Origin of the sequence: Pseudomonas sp. Lb2C2 (genome assembly GCF_052112205.1) — a bacterium.
GTDB classification, from domain to species: Bacteria; Pseudomonadota; Gammaproteobacteria; order Pseudomonadales; family Pseudomonadaceae; genus Aquipseudomonas; species Aquipseudomonas kilonensis.
The window spans coordinates 472725-489708 of the sequence record NZ_JAUTYW010000005.1 but is presented as its reverse complement, the minus strand read 5'-3'; the positions used below and the strand labels follow the sequence as shown (position 1 = coordinate 489708).

The following is a 16984-nucleotide window of genomic DNA, read 5'->3' as shown; positions in this document are numbered from 1 at the left end:
AGTTAATTCATTCAAGTCCGGTCAGACCATCGTCAGCAGCACGGCGACAAAAATGCTGCCGGCGGAGAAGGTCATGGTCCGAGACGACCAAGTGTTGAACCAACGTTGAAAGCTGGCGAGATCACGGGTCAGGTGGGTGGGCTGGCGGGTCCAGGACTGTTGATCGAGGCGGAAGAACACGTAGATCTTCACCAGGGCACCGACGATCTGGTTGTAGTAGAGAATCGCCGGGTAGGCTGGGCCGATCCGGTGTCCGGAGCACGACAGCAACAGGGTCAGCAGCAACCGCGTGATGCCGATCCACAGCAGGTACACCAGGATGAACGCGGTGCCGTACTTGAAGCTGGCGATCAGTGCCACGGTCAGGCCCAGCAGCGAGGTCCACATCGACACGCGCTGGTCGAACAGCACCACCGAGGTGAACAGGCCCAGACGCTTCATGCCCAGGCCTAGTGCCCGGGAGTTCTGCCGCAGGTTGTTGCCGTACCAGCGGAACATCAGCTTGCGACTGGCCTTGATGAAGCTCTTCTCCGGCGGATGCTCGACGGTGTTGATCGCCGCATCGGGCACGTAGAAGGTGTCGTAGCCCAGGCGCATCAGGCTGAACCAGCTCGATTTGTCATCACCGGTCAGGAACTTGAAGCGGCCCAGGCGCCAGTGTTGCAGCGAGTCGCTTTCCACGTCGGCGATGAAGTCCGGGTTGGTGACCACGGTGGCGCGGAACACCGACATGCGACCGGTCATGGTCAGCACGCGCTTGGACAAGGCCATGGAGCACATGTTGATGTGCCGCTGGGCGAAGCGCAGCTTGTGCCATTCGCTCATGATGTAGCCGCCGCGCACTTCGCAGAACTCGTTGGTGGTCAGGCCGCCGACGTTGCCGAACAGTTGGAACCACGGCACGGTCTTGCGCACGACGCCTTCGGCGAGCACGGTGTCACCGTCGATCACCGCCACGACTGCACGGGAATCCGGCAAGTGGCGGGAGATGGCGCGGAAACCGAAGGCCAGGCCGTCACGCTTGCCTGTGCCAGGGATACGCACGAAGTCCAGCTTGACCCGCGCTGGTGGGTTCATGCGGGCCCAGAGGCTCTTGACCAGCAGTTCGTCGGACATTTCCACGATGGAGCAGACCACGGTGGTGGGCAGCCCACAATCGATGGCCTCGCGAATCACCGAGCCATACACCTGGGCGGTGGTCAGCGCGTCGATCCGGAAGCTGGTGACCATCAGGTACACGTGGGACGGATCCGCCGCCTTGCCCAGCTTGCGTACCTTGCGGCGCAGGTGCGGGTAGACGATGTACAGGAAGATCATGCCGCGCACGAAATGCGTTGCTCCCATGGAGTAACGCCAGATGCCCACGGCGCCGATCAGGAAGATGAAGTCCTTGGAATCGGAGTCGAACGTGGACGTGGGCAGCGCCATGGCGATGCCCATCAATAAACTCAAGTAAAACAGCCAACCGGCGGCCTGAAGCAGGCCGTGCTTTAGCCTGTGCATAATCTGCATCCGTCTCTATCTCGGGCGGGCCTTGTGGGCGGCCCGATGGGTTAAGGCAGGCGAAAGGCCGGCCGGGGCATGCCCCGGCCGGCAAACAGACTTACCAGCAGATGCCTTCGGTCCGGCCACTCGGGTTGGTGGCCTTGGACATGAAGCCGACCAGGTCGATGACCTGCTTGCCTTCCGGTACGTTCTCGGTCAGTGCGCGGAACTTCTCGTCGCGGTTGCCCAGGATGATGATGTCGGAGCCGTCGATCACCGAGTCGAAGTCGGAGTTGAGCAAGGACGAGACGTGAGGAATCTTCGACTCGATGTAGTCCTTGTTCGCACCGTGGACGCGGGCGTATTCGACGTTGCTGTCGTAGATCTTCAGGTCGAAACCCTTGCCGATCAGCATTTCCGCCAGCTCTACCAGCGGGCTTTCCCGCAGGTCGTCGGTACCGGCCTTGAAGCTCAGGCCCAGCAGGGCGACTTTGCGCTTGTCGTGGCTGGAAACGATGTCGAAGGCGTTCTGTACCTGGGATTCGTTGCTGCGCATCAGCGAGTTGAGCAGCGGTGCTTCCACGTCCAGGGAGCCGGCACGGTAGGTCAGGGCGCGAACGTCCTTGGGCAGGCACGAGCCGCCGAAGGCGAAGCCTGGGCGCATGTAGTACTGGGACAGGTTCAGGGTCTTGTCCTGGCAGACCACGTCCATCACTTCACGGCCATCGACGCCGACGGCCTTGGCGATGTTGCCGATCTCGTTGGCGAAGGTCACCTTGGTGGCGTGCCACACGTTGCAGGTGTACTTGATCATCTCGGCGACGGCGATGTCCTTGCGGATGATCGGCGCATCGAGCTCTTCGTACAGCGACTGCAGAACGTCGCCCGAGGCTGTGTCGAACTCACCGATGACGGTCATCGGCGGCTGGTCGTAGTCCTTGATCGCGGTGCTTTCGCGCAGGAACTCAGGGTTGACCGCGACACCGAAATCGACACCGGCTTTCTTGCCGGAGCAGTCTTCCAGGATCGGGATGACAACGTTTGCCACCGTGCCCGGCAATACGGTGCTGCGAACCACGATGGTGTGGCGGGTGGTCTTGTCACGCAGGACAAAACCGATCTCGCGGCACACGGCTTCGATGTAGTTCAGTTCCAGGTCGCCGTTCTTTTTGCTCGGTGTACCGACACAAATCATCGACAGGTCAGTATCGCGAATGGCTTCGGCGAAGTTGGTGGTGCCGCGCAGCCGACCTGTTTGAATGCCTTGCGCCAATAGCTCGCCAAGACCCGGTTCAACGATTGGCGATTTGCCAGCGTTGATCATGTCGATTTTGTCTTTGGCGACATCTACGCCAACTACGTCATGGCCCCGTGCAGACAGGCAACCGGCACATACTGCACCGACGTAACCCAAACCAAATATGCTAATGCGCATCGCATTTCCCTCTGTTTTTCACGCCATTAAATGGCCGGAGTTAATAGTGTTCAGCGGTCATAGTGCACTCGGAAGTGTGGAATGCAGGCGCCACAATGCCGTGTGCAGGCATACTAAGTTCCGAGTGTCTAAATAAATGCACTCAAGTTGTGCGCAATGTGGCCTAGTTGTTATGACCTGCCCTGTTATGCAGCCAGTCCTCGTTATCGGGAACGCTCGTGCAAAGGTCCTTCACTTCCGATCCCTGGCAAAAAGCCCACAAAATCAGAAGCTTGTGTGCTCGGGTGAGCACGTTATAGGGGCGCAGCCTTGGCCTTGTAGGGGATAGTAATGGTGCGTTATCTCCCATCCTTTAAGGGTGGATCCAATTAGACGACCGTTTCGCTAAGTTGTCGTGACAACTTGGTTAATTCGTTCGATGTCCTTTGTAAGTTATCTCGTACACGTTCGCCGAGAATCGTTACGGATGGTATGAGCCATGCAATTTCACATAGTTCCGATCCGCTCATCGCGATTTTCGAAATTTTTCGAAATATTATCGAAGATGGCACTGGCCTCAATATGATGGCACTTACCGTTTCGCCCTTTATTAATGGGGAGTTAGCAGGGGTAGATAGTTTTGTGCCACTACCGATGAAAAAAATCGGTGCCACTACGCAAAAAACTGACGAGTGTCGAGTGAAAGAAAAGTTAGCGCAGGAGTGGGGCGATTTATTGGCGCCATGAAACTGGCGAAGTGGGCGAGGAACTAAGATGACAAATAGGGAGATGATCGAAGCCCCCGATCAGGGGGCGGTATAACGTCATGCTTTATTCGGGGGCGTGATCGCGCAGGAAAACCAGTTTGTCCCGGCTCGACTGTTGGGCGTTGAAGCGATAGCCCTGTACATCGAACTGGCTGAGTGCAGCAGGGTCGTTGATCCGTTCCTGAATCACGAAACGACTCATCAGGCCCCGGGCTTTCTTGGCGTAGAAGCTGATGATTTTGTACTGGCCATTTTTCAGGTCGCGGAATTCGGTATCGATGACGCGCGCTTTCAGTGCGCTGCGCTTGACTGCCGAGAAGTACTCATTGGAGGCCAGGTTCAGCAGCACATCGTCGCCCTGGTCGGCGAGGGCTTCGTTCAGCCATTCGCTGATGCGCGTGCCCCAGAAAGCATAAAGGTCCTTGCCCCGGGCATTGGCCAGCTTCGTGCCCATTTCCAGGCGATAGGGTTGCATCAGGTCCAATGGACGCAGCAGGCCATAGAGGCCAGAGAGCATGCGCAGGTGCTGTTGGGCGTAGTCGAAATCGGCATCACCAAAGCTCTGGGCATCGAGGCCCGTGTACACGTCGCCCTTGAAGGCCAGCAGCGCCTGTTTGGCATTGGCCGGAGTGAACGCCGGCGTCCAACTGCCGAATCGTGCGGCATTGAGGCCGCCGATCTTGTCGGAGACGTGCATCAGCTCGCTGATCTGTGCCGGCGAGAGTTCACGCAACTGTTCGATTAGCTCCTGGGAGTGATCCAGGTACTGCGGTTGGGTAAAACGCTCGGTGGCCGGCGGTGTTTCGTAATCGAGGGTCTTGGCGGGGGAAATCACCATCAGCATGAAGTCGTCTCCTTTAAGGTGCGGCGATTCTAGGGGGTTGGCCGGGTGGACTCCAGCTATTGGGGTGATAGGTGATCGGTGGTGGTGCTTTTGTGGCGAGGGAGCTTGCTCCCGCTCGGTTGCGCAGCGACCGCAAAAATCCTGGGGCCGCTTCGCAGCCCAGCGGGAGCAAGCTCCCTCGCCACAAGGGCTCATTCGCCTGTTTGCCAGAAGGTATTGGGCCAGGATCGGCTATGATGCGGCGCGGGTTTCGTTATGGAGACATCCCTTTTGCGTATCGCCCTTCTGTTATCGGCCTGGCTGTTGAGCCTGGGCGCCATTGCTGCGCCCAACGACGCTGCCACCCTGGACCGCAGCACCTGGCCGGAACAACTCACCAGCCCGACGCTGTTCGACGTGGCCTCGCGGGCCGAGATCCTGATGTTCGCCCGGGTCCTGCTGGACGTCGATGCCATGGACGAAATCGCGCTCAAGCAGTACTTGGGGCTGCGCACGGTCAATATGGCCGCCATCGACGCGCTTCGCGCCCGGCTGTGGCAGCGGTTGCTGGACAACTACAACTTTGCCCAGCGCAGCTGCGACCAGGACGCATCCTTCTGTTACCTGGTCGAGGACATGGCGACCCTGCGCGAAGAGGCGCGCAGGTTTCATCTGGATGACAACTCCTACTACATCAAATGGGCCGCGCCGAGCCAGATATTTCATACCCAATACCGCGATGAACTGCTGCGTAAAGCTGCGCTTTTTCCGCAAACCAGTAGCGAAATCGCACGTTTCGGCGATTACGAGCGCAACGGCGAGGAGATGAACGACCGGCTGTTCCTGCTGACCTTCGACAGTGCCGCCAACGTCGCGCCGGACAATACCCCGTGGCTGACCGAATACCTGCGCAAGGCGAACATGAGCGGCACCTTCTTCGTGCTGGGCAAGGACATCCAGGCGCGGCTGGAAGACCGTTCCGTCAATAATCTGCAGGCGTTGTATTCGCAACAGTGCGTGGGTGTACAGGGCTGGGAGTTTCGTTCCCACAGCCATTGGCAGGATTGGCAAGACTCGATCCGGCGCAGTGTCGAGCTGGTCAAGGGCAAGCTGCCAGAGAATTACGTGCCGCTGTTCCGCCCGCCCCAAGGCCAGCGTCGTGGCGATGCGCAAGTGTTCTTCCGCCAGCAAGGCTTGCAAGTGGCGCTGTGGGACATTGACGCCCAGGACAGCAACAATCGGCTCAAGCCTGAGCAAAGCGCCCAGCGAGTGCTGACCCTGATGCTGCTGTGGCGCCACGGGGTGATCAATTTCAATGCCAAGCAGGATGGGGTGAAAACGGCGATGCCCTGGCTCATGACGCAGACGGCGCAAAGCGGGATCGGTTGGGCAGACTGTCAGGAGGCGTTTCGCTGAAACCTGTAAAGGCCTGGAAACATTGGGGAAGGCGGAAAAACCGGTACACATTCATGACAACCGGACTTCCGACTTTAACGGCGTAATGGCAGTACGCCAAGGGTTATTCGTCACTCTGAAAAATAAACTTCAAAAAAACGTCAAAGTGCTTTTTCCTGTCATCGTTTTTGGAGTATCAAGAAGACAGACCGCCGAAACCTGCAACACAGGTGGCGTCTTCCAAGACCCAGATTGTGTGCAGTTCACCTGAATCCTCGCGGGTGAATTCGGTGGCTATCTCGAGGCGCAGCACTGTCACGGTATTGCGTCGAATGGCCCCCACATAGGTGACCGAGTATGGATGACCACGGACGTAGCCCTTCCTCCAACCAGCCAATCCTCTATGTACTCGATACCAACGTATTGATCCACGATCCAAACGCGCTCCTGAACTTCGAAGAACACCACGTTGCCATCCCGATGACCGTGCTTGAGGAGCTGGACAAGCTCAAGGGCGGACACCACAGCGTTGCGGCCGAATGCCGGCAGGCGATCCGCCTGATCGACAAGACCCTGGGTGATGCCTCCCCGGAAGACGTTGAACTCGGCGTGTCGATCCAGCGCGGCAAAAGTGGTCCAAAGGGCCTGCTCTCGATCCTGATGAGCAAACGCACCGAACCCAACCTGGTGCTGCCTGAACACCTGAACGACAACATCATCATCAACCAATTGATCGACCTGCACGCGCGCAACAAGGACCAGGCCGTGGTGCTGGTGACCAAAGATATCAACATGCGCCTCAAGGCCCGCGCCTGCGGGATCGCGGCGGAGGACTACAGCACCGACCAACTGGTCGACGACGTCTCGCTGTTGCCCAATGGCTACCACAACATGACCGGCTCCTTCTGGGACCGTGTGAGCAAGGTCGAGACCCGTCAGGACCACGGCCGCACCTGGCATCAGGTGCAACTGATCGACAACCTGCCGGCCGTGCACATCAACGAGTTCATCATCGACGAACAAGGCTTCGTCGGCTGGATCAAGGAAATCCAGGTCGACAAGCTGCTGATCCTCGACTTGCACCAGGAACCTTTGCTGCACCAGGAAGCCTGGGGCCTCAAGCCTCGTGACATCTACCAGAGCCTGGCGCTGTTCGCCTTGCTCGACCCGGATATCCACCTGGTCAACCTGTCCGGCGCCGCCGGTTCCGGCAAGACCATCCTGGCCCTGGCCGCTGCCATCGAGCAGACCATGGTCAGCAAACGCTACCGGCGCATCATCGCCACCCGCAGCGTGCAGGGCCTGGACCAGGAGATCGGTTTCCTGCCCGGCACCGAAGCGGAGAAAATGGAGCCTTGGCTGGGGGCGATCACCGACAACCTCGAAGCCTTGCACATGGATGACGAAAGCACCCATGGCAGCGTCGACTACATCCTCAGCAAAGTGCCGTTGCAGTTCAAATCCCTCAACTACATTCGCGGGCGCAGCTTCCAGCAGAGCCTGATCCTGATCGACGAATGCCAGAACCTGACCCCGCACCAGATGAAAACCATCATCACCCGTGCCGGTGCCGGTTCCAAAGTGGTGTGCCTGGGTAACCTGGCGCAGATCGACACCCCTTACCTGTCCGCGACCAGCTCCGGGCTGACCTACCTGACCGAACGCTTCAAGGACTTCCCCAACGGGGTCCACATCACCCTGCAGGGCGTACCGCGCTCGATCCTGGCCGAATACGCCGAATCCCACCTGTAACCCCAGCCGAACCGGGCGACCCTATGGTCGCCCGGTTTTTTCTGTCTGACACATAACCCCTGTGGGAGCGGTGTTTTGCAAATTGCAGGTGCGACAATCAAGCCTGCCGGAATTTGACCCACGGGTTTACAATCGACACTCCCGATCAGGAGTAACCCTGTGCTGACTCATCTCGATTCCCAAGGTCGCGCCAATATGGTCGACGTGACCGACAAGGCCGTGACGTTCCGTGAAGCCACGGCCGAGGCCTTTGTGCGCATGTTGCCCGACACGCTGCAGATGATCGTCAGCGGCGGTCACCCCAAGGGCGATGTGTTCGCCGTCGCACGCATTGCCGGCATCCAGGCGGCCAAGAAAACCAGTGACCTGATTCCTCTCTGCCACCCGCTGCTGCTCACCAGCGTCAAGGTCGAGCTCAATGCCGAAGGCGAGGACCGGGTACGCATCGTCGCCCGTTGCAAACTGTCAGGGCAGACCGGCGTGGAAATGGAGGCGCTTACCGCCGCCAGCGTCGCCGCACTGACCATCTACGACATGTGCAAGGCCGTCGACCGAGGCATGACCATCGAAGGCGTGCGGGTGTTGGAAAAACTCGGCGGCAAGAGCGGCCATTTCCAGGCGGATGCGTCATGAAAATCAACGTGAAGTTCTTTGCCCGTTACCGTGAAGCGCTTGGTGTGGATTCGGTAAAAGTGGAAGGTGATTTCGCCACGGTCAACGATGTGCGCGTGCTGCTTGCCCAGCGTGACGGTGCCGAGGTGCTGAAGGAACAAAACCTGATGTGCGCGCGCAATGAAGACCTGTGCCAGCTCGACGAACCCCTGGCGGACGGTGACGAAGTGGCGTTTTTCCCCACCGTGACCGGAGGCTGAGCCATGGCGATTCGTGTGCAGGTCGAACCGTTCGACGCAGGGGACGAAGTCAACGCGATGCACGCGGCCAATGTCGGCGTGGGGGCGGTGGTGAGTTTTGTCGGCTACGTGCGTGACTTCAATGACGGCCTCGATGTGTCCGGGATGTTCCTGGAGCACTATCCGGGCATGACCGAAAGAGCCCTGGGCAAGATCGCCACCGAGGCCGAGCAGCGCTGGCCGCTGCTCAAGCTGGAGGTGCTGCACCGCATCGGTGCCCTGGAGCCGGGCGAGCCGATCGTCTTCGTCGGTGCCGCCAGTGCCCATCGCCAGGCGGCATTCGACGCCTGCGCCTTTGTCATGGACTACCTCAAGACCCGAGCGCCGTTCTGGAAGAAGGAAAACACCGTCGACGGCCCGCGCTGGGTCGAAGGGCGGGACAGTGATCATGCGGCGGCGGATCGCTGGAAGCAGTAAATACCCTGCAGATCTTCATTGGTTGTTAGTCCGCCATCGCGAGCAAGCTCGCTCCCACACTGGATCTTTGTTGTACCCAGGGCCCCTGTGGGAGCGAGCTTGCTCGCGATGAGGCCATCAACCTCCCATCACATTCCCCTGCCTGCCGATTGACGATATGTACATTAAAGTCCAGTATGGATTTATAAGTACACATAAAGTCATTGCCCCCACCTTTCTCTGCCAAACCAACAACAACCCGCGAGAGATCGATCATGAAGAAAATCCCCCTTATCACCGGCCTGGCGTTGAGCCTGTTGGCCTCCAGCAGTCTGTTCGCCGCTGAGAAAACCTTGCGCATCGGCATCGAGGCGGCTTATCCGCCGTTTGCTTCCAAGACCTCGGAAGGGAAGATCGAGGGGTTCGACTACGACATCGGCAATGCCCTGTGCGCGCAGATGCAAGTCAAGTGCGAGTGGATCGAAGGCGAGTTCGACGGGCTGATTCCGTCGCTCAAGGTGAAGAAGATCGATCTGGCGCTGTCGTCGATGACCATCACCGAAGAGCGCAAGAAATCGGTGGATTTCACCCACAAGTACTACTTCACCTCGTCGCGCCTGGTCATGAAGGAAGGGGCGGTGGTCGATGACCAGTATGCCAGCCTCAAGGGCAAGACCGTCGGTGTGCAACGGGCCACCACCACTGACCGCTACGCCACTGAAGTCCTCGAACCCAAAGGTGTGATCGTCAAGCGCTACAGCAACAACGAAGAAATCTACATGGACCTGGCGTCCGGTCGCCTCGACGCGATTTTCGCCGACACCATCCCGCTGGAAGACTTCCTGTCGATGCCCCGTGGCAAGGGCTACGCTTTTGTCGGCCCCGAGCTCAAGGACCCGAAATACGTCGGCGAAGGCGCCGGTATCGCGGTGCGCAAGGGCAATACCCAACTGGTGGCGGACTTGAACAAGGCCATCGATGGGATTCGGGCCAATGGGAAGTACCAGGAGATCCAGGCCAAGTATTTCAAGTCGGATATCTACGGCGACTGATCAATCGCTATCGCGAGCAAGCTCGCTCCCACAGGGGACCTGGTTACAAAGATCCAGTGTGGGAGCGAGCTTGCTCGCGATGAGGCCAGGCCAGGCAATACAAAGCCTCAGCCCTTCAATTCCTTCAAATGCTTGTACACCGTCGCCCGTCCCATGTTCAGCACATTGGCCACATAGTTGGACGCGCTTTTGCCCTTGAATGCGCCTTCGGCATGCAGCGCCAGCACCAGCTCGCGTTTGTGGTCGCGGGTCAGCAGGTTCAGGCTCAACTGACGCTCGCGCATCCAGGCATGCAGGAAGGTGTTGATTCGCTCCTGCCAGTCATCGCGAAACAGTGAATCCGGCTGAGGAATCAATTTGCCGGGCGACAGGAACAGATCCAATGCGGCCTTGGCATTCTCGAACAGCGAAATATTCAGGTTGATGCACAGCACTGCCAGCGGATGCCCGTTGGCGTCGCGCAGTACGCTGCTGAGGCTGCGAATCTTCTGTCCGTCCCAGTTCAATTTTTCGTAGGGCCCGATGTTACGTTCGCTGACGTCCTCGCTGAGCATGTCCTCCAGGGACGAGTCATCGCCAATCTCGCGCTTGGACAGGTTATTGGCGATGTAGTCGACTTTCTGGGTGCGAAGGTCGTGCAGCACCACTTCGGCGTGGGGGTAGAACAGCGTGGCGATAGCGTCGGCGATGGTGCGGAAGTTTTCCAGCACCGGATCGGGTGGCGAGGCAGTCATGACAGGGCTCCAGGCAGCGTCAGCGCCCCGTGAAACAGGGGCGCGGGGGAGTGTGCCGCAATCGTGGCGATGCGTCACCTCAAGGTGGTTCACCCCAGGCGCTTGGGGGACAGCATGGCGCTGTTCAGGCCGAAGCGGGCCAGGGCCTCGGGCAGCGGTTGGCCACGCACCAGCGCCGCGCTGGCCTGGCCCATGGCCGGCGAGGTCTGGATGCCGTAGCCACCCTGGGCCGCGACCCAGAACAGCCCGGGCACCTGTGGATCGAAGCCGGACAGCAAATCACCGTCGGGCACGAAACTGCGCAAGCCGGCCCAGGTGCGGGTCGGGCGGCGGATGGTCAGGGTGGTGGCTTCTTCGATCTGGTAGATGCCCATGGCAATGTCCAGCTCTTCAGGCTGCACGTCGTGGGGTTCCACCGGATCGGCGTTGGCCGGGGAGCCGAGGAACATGCCGGCGTCGGGCTTCATGTAGAAGGATTCGTCCAGGCTCACCAGCATCGGCCAGTCATGGAAATCCACGCCTTCGGGTCCGGCAAAGATGAACGCTGCGCGCCGCTTGGGCTGCAACCCCAGCTTCCGGGCGCCGGCCAGTTCGGCAATGTGATCGGCCCATGCGCCGGCTGCGTTGATCAGAACCGGTGCCGTGAACGTCTGGTTGGCGGTTTTCACCTGCCACAGCCCCTGATCATCGCGGCTCAATTGCTGCACTTCGCTGTCGGTGTGCACTTCACCGCCACTGCGACGAATACCGCGCAAGTAGCCTTGGTGCAGTGCATCTGTGTCGATGTCGCAGGCCGTGGGGTCGTAGATCGCTCCGTGGACCTTGTCCCGTCGCAGGATTGGCAGCCGCACACAGGCTTCGTCAGCGCTGAGCAGTTGCATCTGCGGCACGGTGGCCTTGGCGCTGAGGTACTGGTTGTTCAACTCGGCCGGGTCACCGGTGAAGTCCACGGTCATTTCGCCCCGTGGGGTCAGCAAGGGATGTTCGCAGAAACCGGCCGGCGGGGTGTCGAAAAAGTCCCGGCTGGCCTGGGTCAGCGCCCGCACCTGTGGGGTGCCATAGGCGGCGGTATACAACGCCGCCGAGCGTCCGGTGGAGTGGTAGGCCGGATGGGATTCGCGTTCGAGCACAATGACCCGGCCGTGGGGCGCCAGCCAGTAACCGGTGGAAGCACCGCCGATGCCGCCGCCGATGATGATGAAATCTGCTTGTTTCATGAATTCTCCTGCGAAGAATGTGCCCGGGAACTCGAAGACCCCTGTGGGAGCGAGCTTGCTCGCGAAGGCGGCCTGACAGTCGATATTGAAGGTGACTGACCCACCGCCATCGCGAGCAAGCTCGCTCCCACAAGGGAATGGGGGGTGTCAGTTGTGAAATCGATACAGGGCATTCGCCAGCGCAACATCTTCCAGGCCCAAACCGATGGAGCGGAAGAACACATGGCGTTGGTAGTCGGGACGCGCCACGTGTTCGCTGAGCAATTCAGGCAAATCGCCGACGATGCACGACGCCTCCCAGCCATGCTGTTCGCCGGCGATCAGCATTTCTCCAGCCGAGCCCGGGGTGGTCTGACGATAGTCGCAGAACACGTCCATGTCGTTGAGGCTTTGAGGGGGGACTTCATGGGCGCGTGGGGCGTTGGTGCTGATGGAGGTGATCAGCGCCGGTTTGCCCAAGGTCTGCGGGTCGAGTACCGCTTTGGCGGACGAGGTGCAGAGCATCACCACGTCGGCGTCATGCAGCGCGGCTTCAAGGGAGTCGGCGATGTGCAGGCGCGGGTCCAGGCCGGTGATCGAGGCCAGTGCTTGCGCCGATTTGGTCTTCAGGCCTGGCGAATAAAGGTTGATACCTTGCCAGTCCCGCAGCCCCTTGACGTACTGCACGTGCGCCTGGGCCACCGCACCGCTGCCGATGACCGCCAGGCGCCGGGCGTTGTGCGGGGCGAGGGCATCGACGGCAACAGCCGTGGTGGCAGCGGTGCGGGCGGTAGTCAACTCGGCGGCATCGCACAACAGCAGCGGCTGGCCGGTCTGCATCGACATCAGCAAGGTCCAGGCGGTCACCAGCGCGCCTTGCTCGCGCACGATGTAGGGCGAGGTCTTGACCCCGTAGACCTGGTCTTCAGCCAGCACACCCAGGTAGTTGATGAAGTCCCCGGCGCCCTGGGGAAACACCACCAGTTGCTGGGGCGGCTGCACCGCTTGTCCCGCGGCGAGGTCGCGGAACAGCTTGCGCAGGATTTGCGGTACGTCGATTTGCCCGAGCAGTTCTCGGGCCTGGGCTTGGGTCATCACATAGGGCGTGCTGGACATGGGGGCTCCGGGAAGCTGCTTGTAAACTAATTTGTCCATTATGGACTTTTAGTTTAATCGAGCAATATCCAAGGCAAAAAAAAGCGCAGCCTGTCTTGGCTGCGCTGATCGTTCCCACGCTCTGCGTGGGAATGCCTCAATGGACGCTCTGCGTCCGTCTCTATGCTAAGGGCGCTTGCGCTCAACCGGCCGCAACAGATGCGTCGGCGGAGTTTCGCAATTGATCTTTTTCCCCAGCAAGGCCTCGATGGACGGCAACTGGTAGGAGTCGTCCTCCCCGGCGAAGCTGATGGAAACCCCCGCGGCGCCGGCACGACCGGTACGGCCGATGCGGTGCACATAGTCGTCCGGCACTTCCGGCAGGGTGAAGTTGATCACGTGGCTGATGCCGTCGATGTGTATGCCGCGACCGGCCACGTCGGTGGCGACCAGTACGCGGATCTTGCCTTCACGGAAACCCTCGAGGGTCTTGATGCGTTTGTGCTGGGGTACGTCGCCCGAGAGCTGGGCCGCGTTGACGCCATCGCGCACCAGGCGTTCTTCGATACGCCGCACTTCATCCTTGCGGTTGGCGAACACCATCACCCGTTCCCAACCGTTGTCGTTGACCAGGTTGTAGAGCAGCTTGTACTTGTCGGCACCGGCCACGGCATAGATATGCTGCTCGACGTTTTCGCTGGCGACGTTCTCGGCTTCGATCTCGACGATGGACGGATCGGTGGTCCACTGCTTGGCCAGGTTCATCACGTCTTCGGTGAAGGTGGCGGAGAACAGCAGGGTCTGGCGTTCGCTTTTCGGTGGGGTCTGGCGAATGATCTGGCGCACTTGCGGGATGAAGCCCATGTCGAGCATGCGGTCGGCTTCGTCCAGCACCATCACTTCGACCATGTCCAGGTGCACGTCGCCACGCTGGTTGAAGTCCAGCAGGCGGCCTGGGGTGGCGACCAGGATGTCGCAGTGGCGGGCTTCGAGGTGCTTGAGCTGCTTGTCGAAGTCCATGCCGCCCACGAACGTTATGACGTTCAGGCCGGTGTACTTGGTCAGGTCGGCGGCATCCTTGGCGATCTGTACCACCAGCTCGCGGGTCGGCGCGATGATCAGCGCCCGTGGCTCGCCCATGTAGCGTTCCTTGGGCGGCGGGGTCTGGAGCAACTGGGTGATGATGGAGATCAGAAACGCGGCGGTCTTGCCGGTGCCGGTCTGGGCGCGACCGATGGCGTCTTTGCCCGCGAGGGTGAAGCCCAGCACCTGCGCCTGGATCGGCGTGCAATACGGGAAACCCAGGTCCTGGATGGCATGCATCAGTTCCGGGGCGAGCTTGAAGTCGTGGAAGCGGGTCTTGCCTTCCTGGGGGGCTACGACGAAGTCCTCGAGCTTCCAGGCGACGACCGGCGGTTTCGGTGCGCGCTCGCGGCGTGGCTTGGGGGCTTCATTGCGTGGTTTCTCGGGCGCGGGGGCCGTAACAGGCTGGGCGACGGGTTCTTTTGTTGCCTGTGCAACAGGTGCCGCCCGGCGCGGTTGTTGCGCATCGGTATGGCTCGGGCCGTGGGTCGGCGCTGTGGAGCCAGGCGCGAGTTGCTCGGCCTCGCTTTTACCGAACATCTTCTTGAGTGCTTTGAGCACGGTCATCTCATCGATTGGTTAAGGAATGTACGCCGGCCAGTGTAATGCAAGAAACGGGCGCGGCGTAGTGTGATCGTCAAAGGACCGGCGTGGCGATCAGCCTCTTAGCGCAACCGCTCGGCCAGCCAGGTGCCGATGTCGCGAATCTCCTCGGGTAACACTTCGTGGCCCATTGGGTATTCTTGCCATGTCACGGTGACACCATGCTGCTTTAAATACTCTTTCGCGGTTCGGCCCATGGGGTTGAGTACCACTTCGTCGTATTGCCCGTGCAGCGCCAGCACCGGAATGCGTTGCTGGCTGGCCGACAATTGCAGCTCGTCGCTGAAAGTCGGTGCATAAGTAGACAGCGCGACCACGCCGCCCAGCGGGCCCTGCCATTTCACGAATGCCGTGTGATAGACCACCGCGCCGCCTTGGGAGAAACCCGCGAGGAAAATCCGCGAGGCGTCTATTCCGTTGGCTCGCTGGATTTCGACCAGGTCGATGACCCGTTGTGCCGAGGCTTCGAGTTGCTGTTCGTCAATGGCCCGCGCCGGGCTCAAGGCACGGATGTCGTACCAACTGGGCATGGCGTAGCCGCCGTTGATCGTTACCGGCTGGGTCGGTGCCTGGGGTAGAACGAAACGTGTGGTGAGCAGGCTTTGCTGCAACATTTCGGCGACCGGCAGGAAATCAAAACGATCGGCGCCCAGGCCGTGGAGCCAGATAACGCACGCGTCGGCAGTGCTGCTGGGCTCGAGAATCAGGGGGTCGGTCATGGCTGTGCTCCAAATCTGTGCGGGCGCGCTCAATCAGTGCGTGATTACAGTGCGTTCCCGGTGTCTCAGTTAATTAGATGTCGCAAAGTTGAAAGTTTTTGTCTTGACGAGTTTTACATGGCCTAAGCGCAGCGGTCTGGTACGGGCTTTGCTATGGGTGTACCTGAGTGATGATTCTTACGCTGTGCGGTAACACTATCAGTTCGCCGCGCCGCATGGGATATCAGAAATCCGGTGATGAATGTTCGCCAACAGCCGTTACGGGCTTCGCGAACGTGAAGGGCTACAGCCCGTTCGGCCGATTGGTGAGAGATGGGCATGACCACTGTTTACGGACATCCTCATTATTAGACTCATAGCGAAGGTCCAGACGTCGGTTGACCCTAAAAAAAGCCAACAAGGGTCGGCAATGCCTCAAAAGGGTGCGATAGGGCTCGAGCTCCGACACAACAAGAGCAAAACTGGAGGTTTGAATGAAGTTACTGAAATCCACCCTGGCAGTCGTGACTGCAGCAGCAGTCCTTGGTGTCAGCGGGTTCGCTCAGGCGGGTGCAACCCTGGATGCCGTGCAGAAGAAAGGTTTTGTGCAATGTGGTGTGAGTGATGGCCTGCCGGGTTTCTCGGTGCCTGATTCCACTGGCAAGATCCTGGGTATCGACGCCGACTTCTGTCGTGCCGTGGCCGCCGCCGTATTTGGCGACGCGAACAAAGTGAAATTCAGCCAACTGAACGCCAAGGAGCGTTTCACCGCACTGCAGTCTGGTGAAATTGACATCCTGTCGCGCAACACCACCATGACCAGCTCCCGTGACGCGGGTATGGGCCTGAAATTCCCAGGCTTCATCACCTATTACGATGGCATCGGCTTCCTGGTTAACAACAAGCTGGGCGTCAAGAGTGCCAAGGAACTGGACGGTGCAACCATCTGCATCCAGGCCGGTACCACCACCGAGCTGAACGTTTCCGACTACTTCCGCGGCAACGGCCTGAAATACACCCCGATCACCTTCGACACCTCCGATGAAAGCGCCAAGTCGCTGGAGTCCGGTCGTTGCGACGTGCTGACTTCCGACAAGTCCCAACTGTTCGCCCAGCGCAGCAAGCTGGCTTCGCCGAAGGACTATGTGGTTCTGCCAGAAACCATTTCCAAGGAGCCGCTGGGTCCGGTCGTGCGTAATGGCGACGACGAGTGGCTGGCCGTTGTGCGTTGGACTGGCTACGCCATGCTCAATGCTGAAGAAGCCGGCATCACTTCGAAAAACGTCGAGGCTGAAGCCAAGGCCACCAAGAACCCAGACGTTGCTCGTATGCTCGGTGCCGACGGCGAGTACGGCAAGGACCTGAAGCTGCCGAAGGACTGGGTCGTGCAGATCATCAAGCAAGTCGGTAACTACGGCGAAATGTTCGAGCGTAACCTCGGCAAGGGCACTCCGCTGGAAATCGATCGCGGCCTGAACGCTCTGTGGAACGCTGGCGGCATTCAATACGCACCACCAGTGCGCTGATGGTTCTATCACCCGGTGGGCCAACCACCGGGTGATGTTCTGTTCCATTCTTTG

The 16984-nt window shown here is 59.8% G+C and carries 16 protein-coding genes; 8 read left to right on the top strand and 8 right to left on the bottom strand.

Annotated features, from left to right (window positions below):
* Window positions 1–21: 21 nt before the first annotated feature.
* Window positions 22–1503: a mannuronan synthase gene (alg8, locus tag Q7F16_RS17640; protein WP_409556128.1), complete on the bottom strand. Its 1482-nt coding sequence runs from the start codon at window positions 1501–1503 to the stop codon at window positions 22–24.
* Window positions 1504–1603: 100 nt separating this feature from the next.
* Window positions 1604–2920, bottom strand: a complete 1317-nt coding sequence (locus Q7F16_RS17635) for a nucleotide sugar dehydrogenase (protein WP_014340036.1) — start codon at window positions 2918–2920, stop codon at window positions 1604–1606.
* Window positions 2921–3391: 471 nt separating this feature from the next.
* Between Q7F16_RS17635 and Q7F16_RS17630 the strand changes: the two genes are divergently transcribed.
* A complete protein-coding gene (locus Q7F16_RS17630; RefSeq protein ID WP_409556127.1) occupies window positions 3392–3646 on the top strand; it encodes a hypothetical protein in 255 nt (84 codons plus the stop codon).
* 84 nt (window positions 3647–3730) lie between these two features.
* Here the strand turns inward: Q7F16_RS17630 and yaaA are convergent, their stop codons facing one another.
* On the bottom strand, window positions 3731–4510 hold the full coding sequence (yaaA, locus tag Q7F16_RS17625) for a peroxide stress protein YaaA (protein ID WP_014340035.1): 780 nt from the start codon (window positions 4508–4510) through the stop codon (window positions 3731–3733).
* Between the two features lie 270 nt (window positions 4511–4780).
* Between yaaA and Q7F16_RS17620 the strand changes: the two genes are divergently transcribed.
* From Q7F16_RS17620 to Q7F16_RS17595, 6 genes are all read left to right on the top strand, one after another.
* Window positions 4781–5905 carry a polysaccharide deacetylase family protein gene (locus tag Q7F16_RS17620; RefSeq protein WP_046064878.1) on the top strand — a complete coding sequence of 375 codons (1125 nt, stop codon included), beginning with the start codon at window positions 4781–4783 and terminating at the stop codon, window positions 5903–5905.
* A gap of 336 nt (window positions 5906–6241) precedes the next feature.
* Complete coding sequence (locus tag Q7F16_RS17615) at window positions 6242–7636, top strand: PhoH family protein (protein ID WP_046064877.1); 1395 nt, start codon at window positions 6242–6244, stop codon at window positions 7634–7636.
* A gap of 159 nt (window positions 7637–7795) precedes the next feature.
* Window positions 7796–8269, top strand: coding sequence for a cyclic pyranopterin monophosphate synthase MoaC (moaC, locus tag Q7F16_RS17610; RefSeq protein WP_003205311.1), 474 nt, complete (start codon window positions 7796–7798; stop codon window positions 8267–8269).
* A complete protein-coding gene (locus tag Q7F16_RS17605) occupies window positions 8266–8508 on the top strand; it encodes a MoaD family protein (RefSeq protein WP_046064876.1) in 243 nt (80 codons plus the stop codon). The genes moaC and Q7F16_RS17605 overlap by 4 nt, the downstream gene beginning before the upstream one ends.
* Window positions 8509–8511: 3 nt before the next feature.
* Complete coding sequence (gene moaE / locus Q7F16_RS17600; RefSeq protein WP_079302555.1) at window positions 8512–8964, top strand: molybdopterin synthase catalytic subunit MoaE; 453 nt, start codon at window positions 8512–8514, stop codon at window positions 8962–8964.
* A gap of 254 nt (window positions 8965–9218) precedes the next feature.
* Entirely contained in the window at window positions 9219–9995 is a 777-nt protein-coding gene (locus tag Q7F16_RS17595) for an ABC transporter substrate-binding protein (RefSeq protein WP_409556126.1), read from the top strand.
* Window positions 9996–10102: 107 nt separating this feature from the next.
* On the opposite strand, the gene Q7F16_RS17590 is transcribed toward Q7F16_RS17595, so the two are convergent.
* From Q7F16_RS17590 to Q7F16_RS17570, 5 genes are all read right to left on the bottom strand, one after another.
* Window positions 10103–10729 (bottom strand): helix-turn-helix transcriptional regulator, encoded by a 627-nt coding sequence (locus Q7F16_RS17590; RefSeq protein ID WP_024617613.1) that lies wholly within the window; start codon window positions 10727–10729, stop codon window positions 10103–10105.
* 89 nt (window positions 10730–10818) lie between these two features.
* Window positions 10819–11946 carry an NAD(P)/FAD-dependent oxidoreductase gene (locus Q7F16_RS17585; RefSeq protein WP_409556125.1) on the bottom strand — a complete coding sequence of 376 codons (1128 nt, stop codon included), beginning with the start codon at window positions 11944–11946 and terminating at the stop codon, window positions 10819–10821.
* Between the two features lie 147 nt (window positions 11947–12093).
* Entirely contained in the window at window positions 12094–13041 is a 948-nt protein-coding gene (locus Q7F16_RS17580; protein ID WP_409556124.1) for an ornithine cyclodeaminase family protein, read from the bottom strand.
* Window positions 13042–13206: 165 nt separating this feature from the next.
* Entirely contained in the window at window positions 13207–14670 is a 1464-nt protein-coding gene (gene rhlB / locus Q7F16_RS17575) for an ATP-dependent RNA helicase RhlB (RefSeq protein ID WP_409556123.1), read from the bottom strand.
* A gap of 98 nt (window positions 14671–14768) precedes the next feature.
* On the bottom strand, window positions 14769–15425 hold the full coding sequence (locus tag Q7F16_RS17570; RefSeq protein ID WP_046064871.1) for an alpha/beta hydrolase: 657 nt from the start codon (window positions 15423–15425) through the stop codon (window positions 14769–14771).
* Window positions 15426–15898: 473 nt separating this feature from the next.
* On the opposite strand from Q7F16_RS17570, the gene Q7F16_RS17565 reads away from it, so the two are divergent.
* A complete protein-coding gene (locus Q7F16_RS17565) occupies window positions 15899–16930 on the top strand; it encodes an amino acid ABC transporter substrate-binding protein (RefSeq protein ID WP_014340025.1) in 1032 nt (343 codons plus the stop codon).
* The last annotated feature ends 54 nt before the right edge of the window (window positions 16931–16984 follow it).

What these genes read in the sequence shown, in the direction of transcription:
- alg8 (WP_409556128.1), bottom strand. Translation starts at nt 1,503, where the DNA reads ATGCACAGGCTAAAGCACGGCCTGCTTCAGGCCGCCGGTTGGCTGTTT.
- Q7F16_RS17635 (WP_014340036.1), bottom strand. Translation starts at nt 2,920, where the DNA reads ATGCGCATTAGCATATTTGGTTTGGGTTACGTCGGTGCAGTATGTGCC.
- Q7F16_RS17630 (WP_409556127.1), top strand. Translation starts at nt 3,392, where the DNA reads ATGAGCCATGCAATTTCACATAGTTCCGATCCGCTCATCGCGATTTTC.
- yaaA (WP_014340035.1), bottom strand. Translation starts at nt 4,510, where the DNA reads ATGCTGATGGTGATTTCCCCCGCCAAGACCCTCGATTACGAAACACCG.
- Q7F16_RS17615 (WP_046064877.1), top strand. Translation starts at nt 6,242, where the DNA reads ATGGATGACCACGGACGTAGCCCTTCCTCCAACCAGCCAATCCTCTAT.
- Q7F16_RS17605 (WP_046064876.1), top strand. Translation starts at nt 8,266, where the DNA reads ATGAAAATCAACGTGAAGTTCTTTGCCCGTTACCGTGAAGCGCTTGGT.
- moaE (WP_079302555.1), top strand. Translation starts at nt 8,512, where the DNA reads ATGGCGATTCGTGTGCAGGTCGAACCGTTCGACGCAGGGGACGAAGTC.
- Q7F16_RS17595 (WP_409556126.1), top strand. Translation starts at nt 9,219, where the DNA reads ATGAAGAAAATCCCCCTTATCACCGGCCTGGCGTTGAGCCTGTTGGCC.
- Q7F16_RS17590 (WP_024617613.1), bottom strand. Translation starts at nt 10,729, where the DNA reads ATGACTGCCTCGCCACCCGATCCGGTGCTGGAAAACTTCCGCACCATC.
- Q7F16_RS17585 (WP_409556125.1), bottom strand. Translation starts at nt 11,946, where the DNA reads ATGAAACAAGCAGATTTCATCATCATCGGCGGCGGCATCGGCGGTGCT.
- Q7F16_RS17580 (WP_409556124.1), bottom strand. Translation starts at nt 13,041, where the DNA reads ATGTCCAGCACGCCCTATGTGATGACCCAAGCCCAGGCCCGAGAACTG.
- rhlB (WP_409556123.1), bottom strand. Translation starts at nt 14,670, where the DNA reads ATGACCGTGCTCAAAGCACTCAAGAAGATGTTCGGTAAAAGCGAGGCC.
- Q7F16_RS17570 (WP_046064871.1), bottom strand. Translation starts at nt 15,425, where the DNA reads ATGACCGACCCCCTGATTCTCGAGCCCAGCAGCACTGCCGACGCGTGC.
- Q7F16_RS17565 (WP_014340025.1), top strand. Translation starts at nt 15,899, where the DNA reads ATGAAGTTACTGAAATCCACCCTGGCAGTCGTGACTGCAGCAGCAGTC.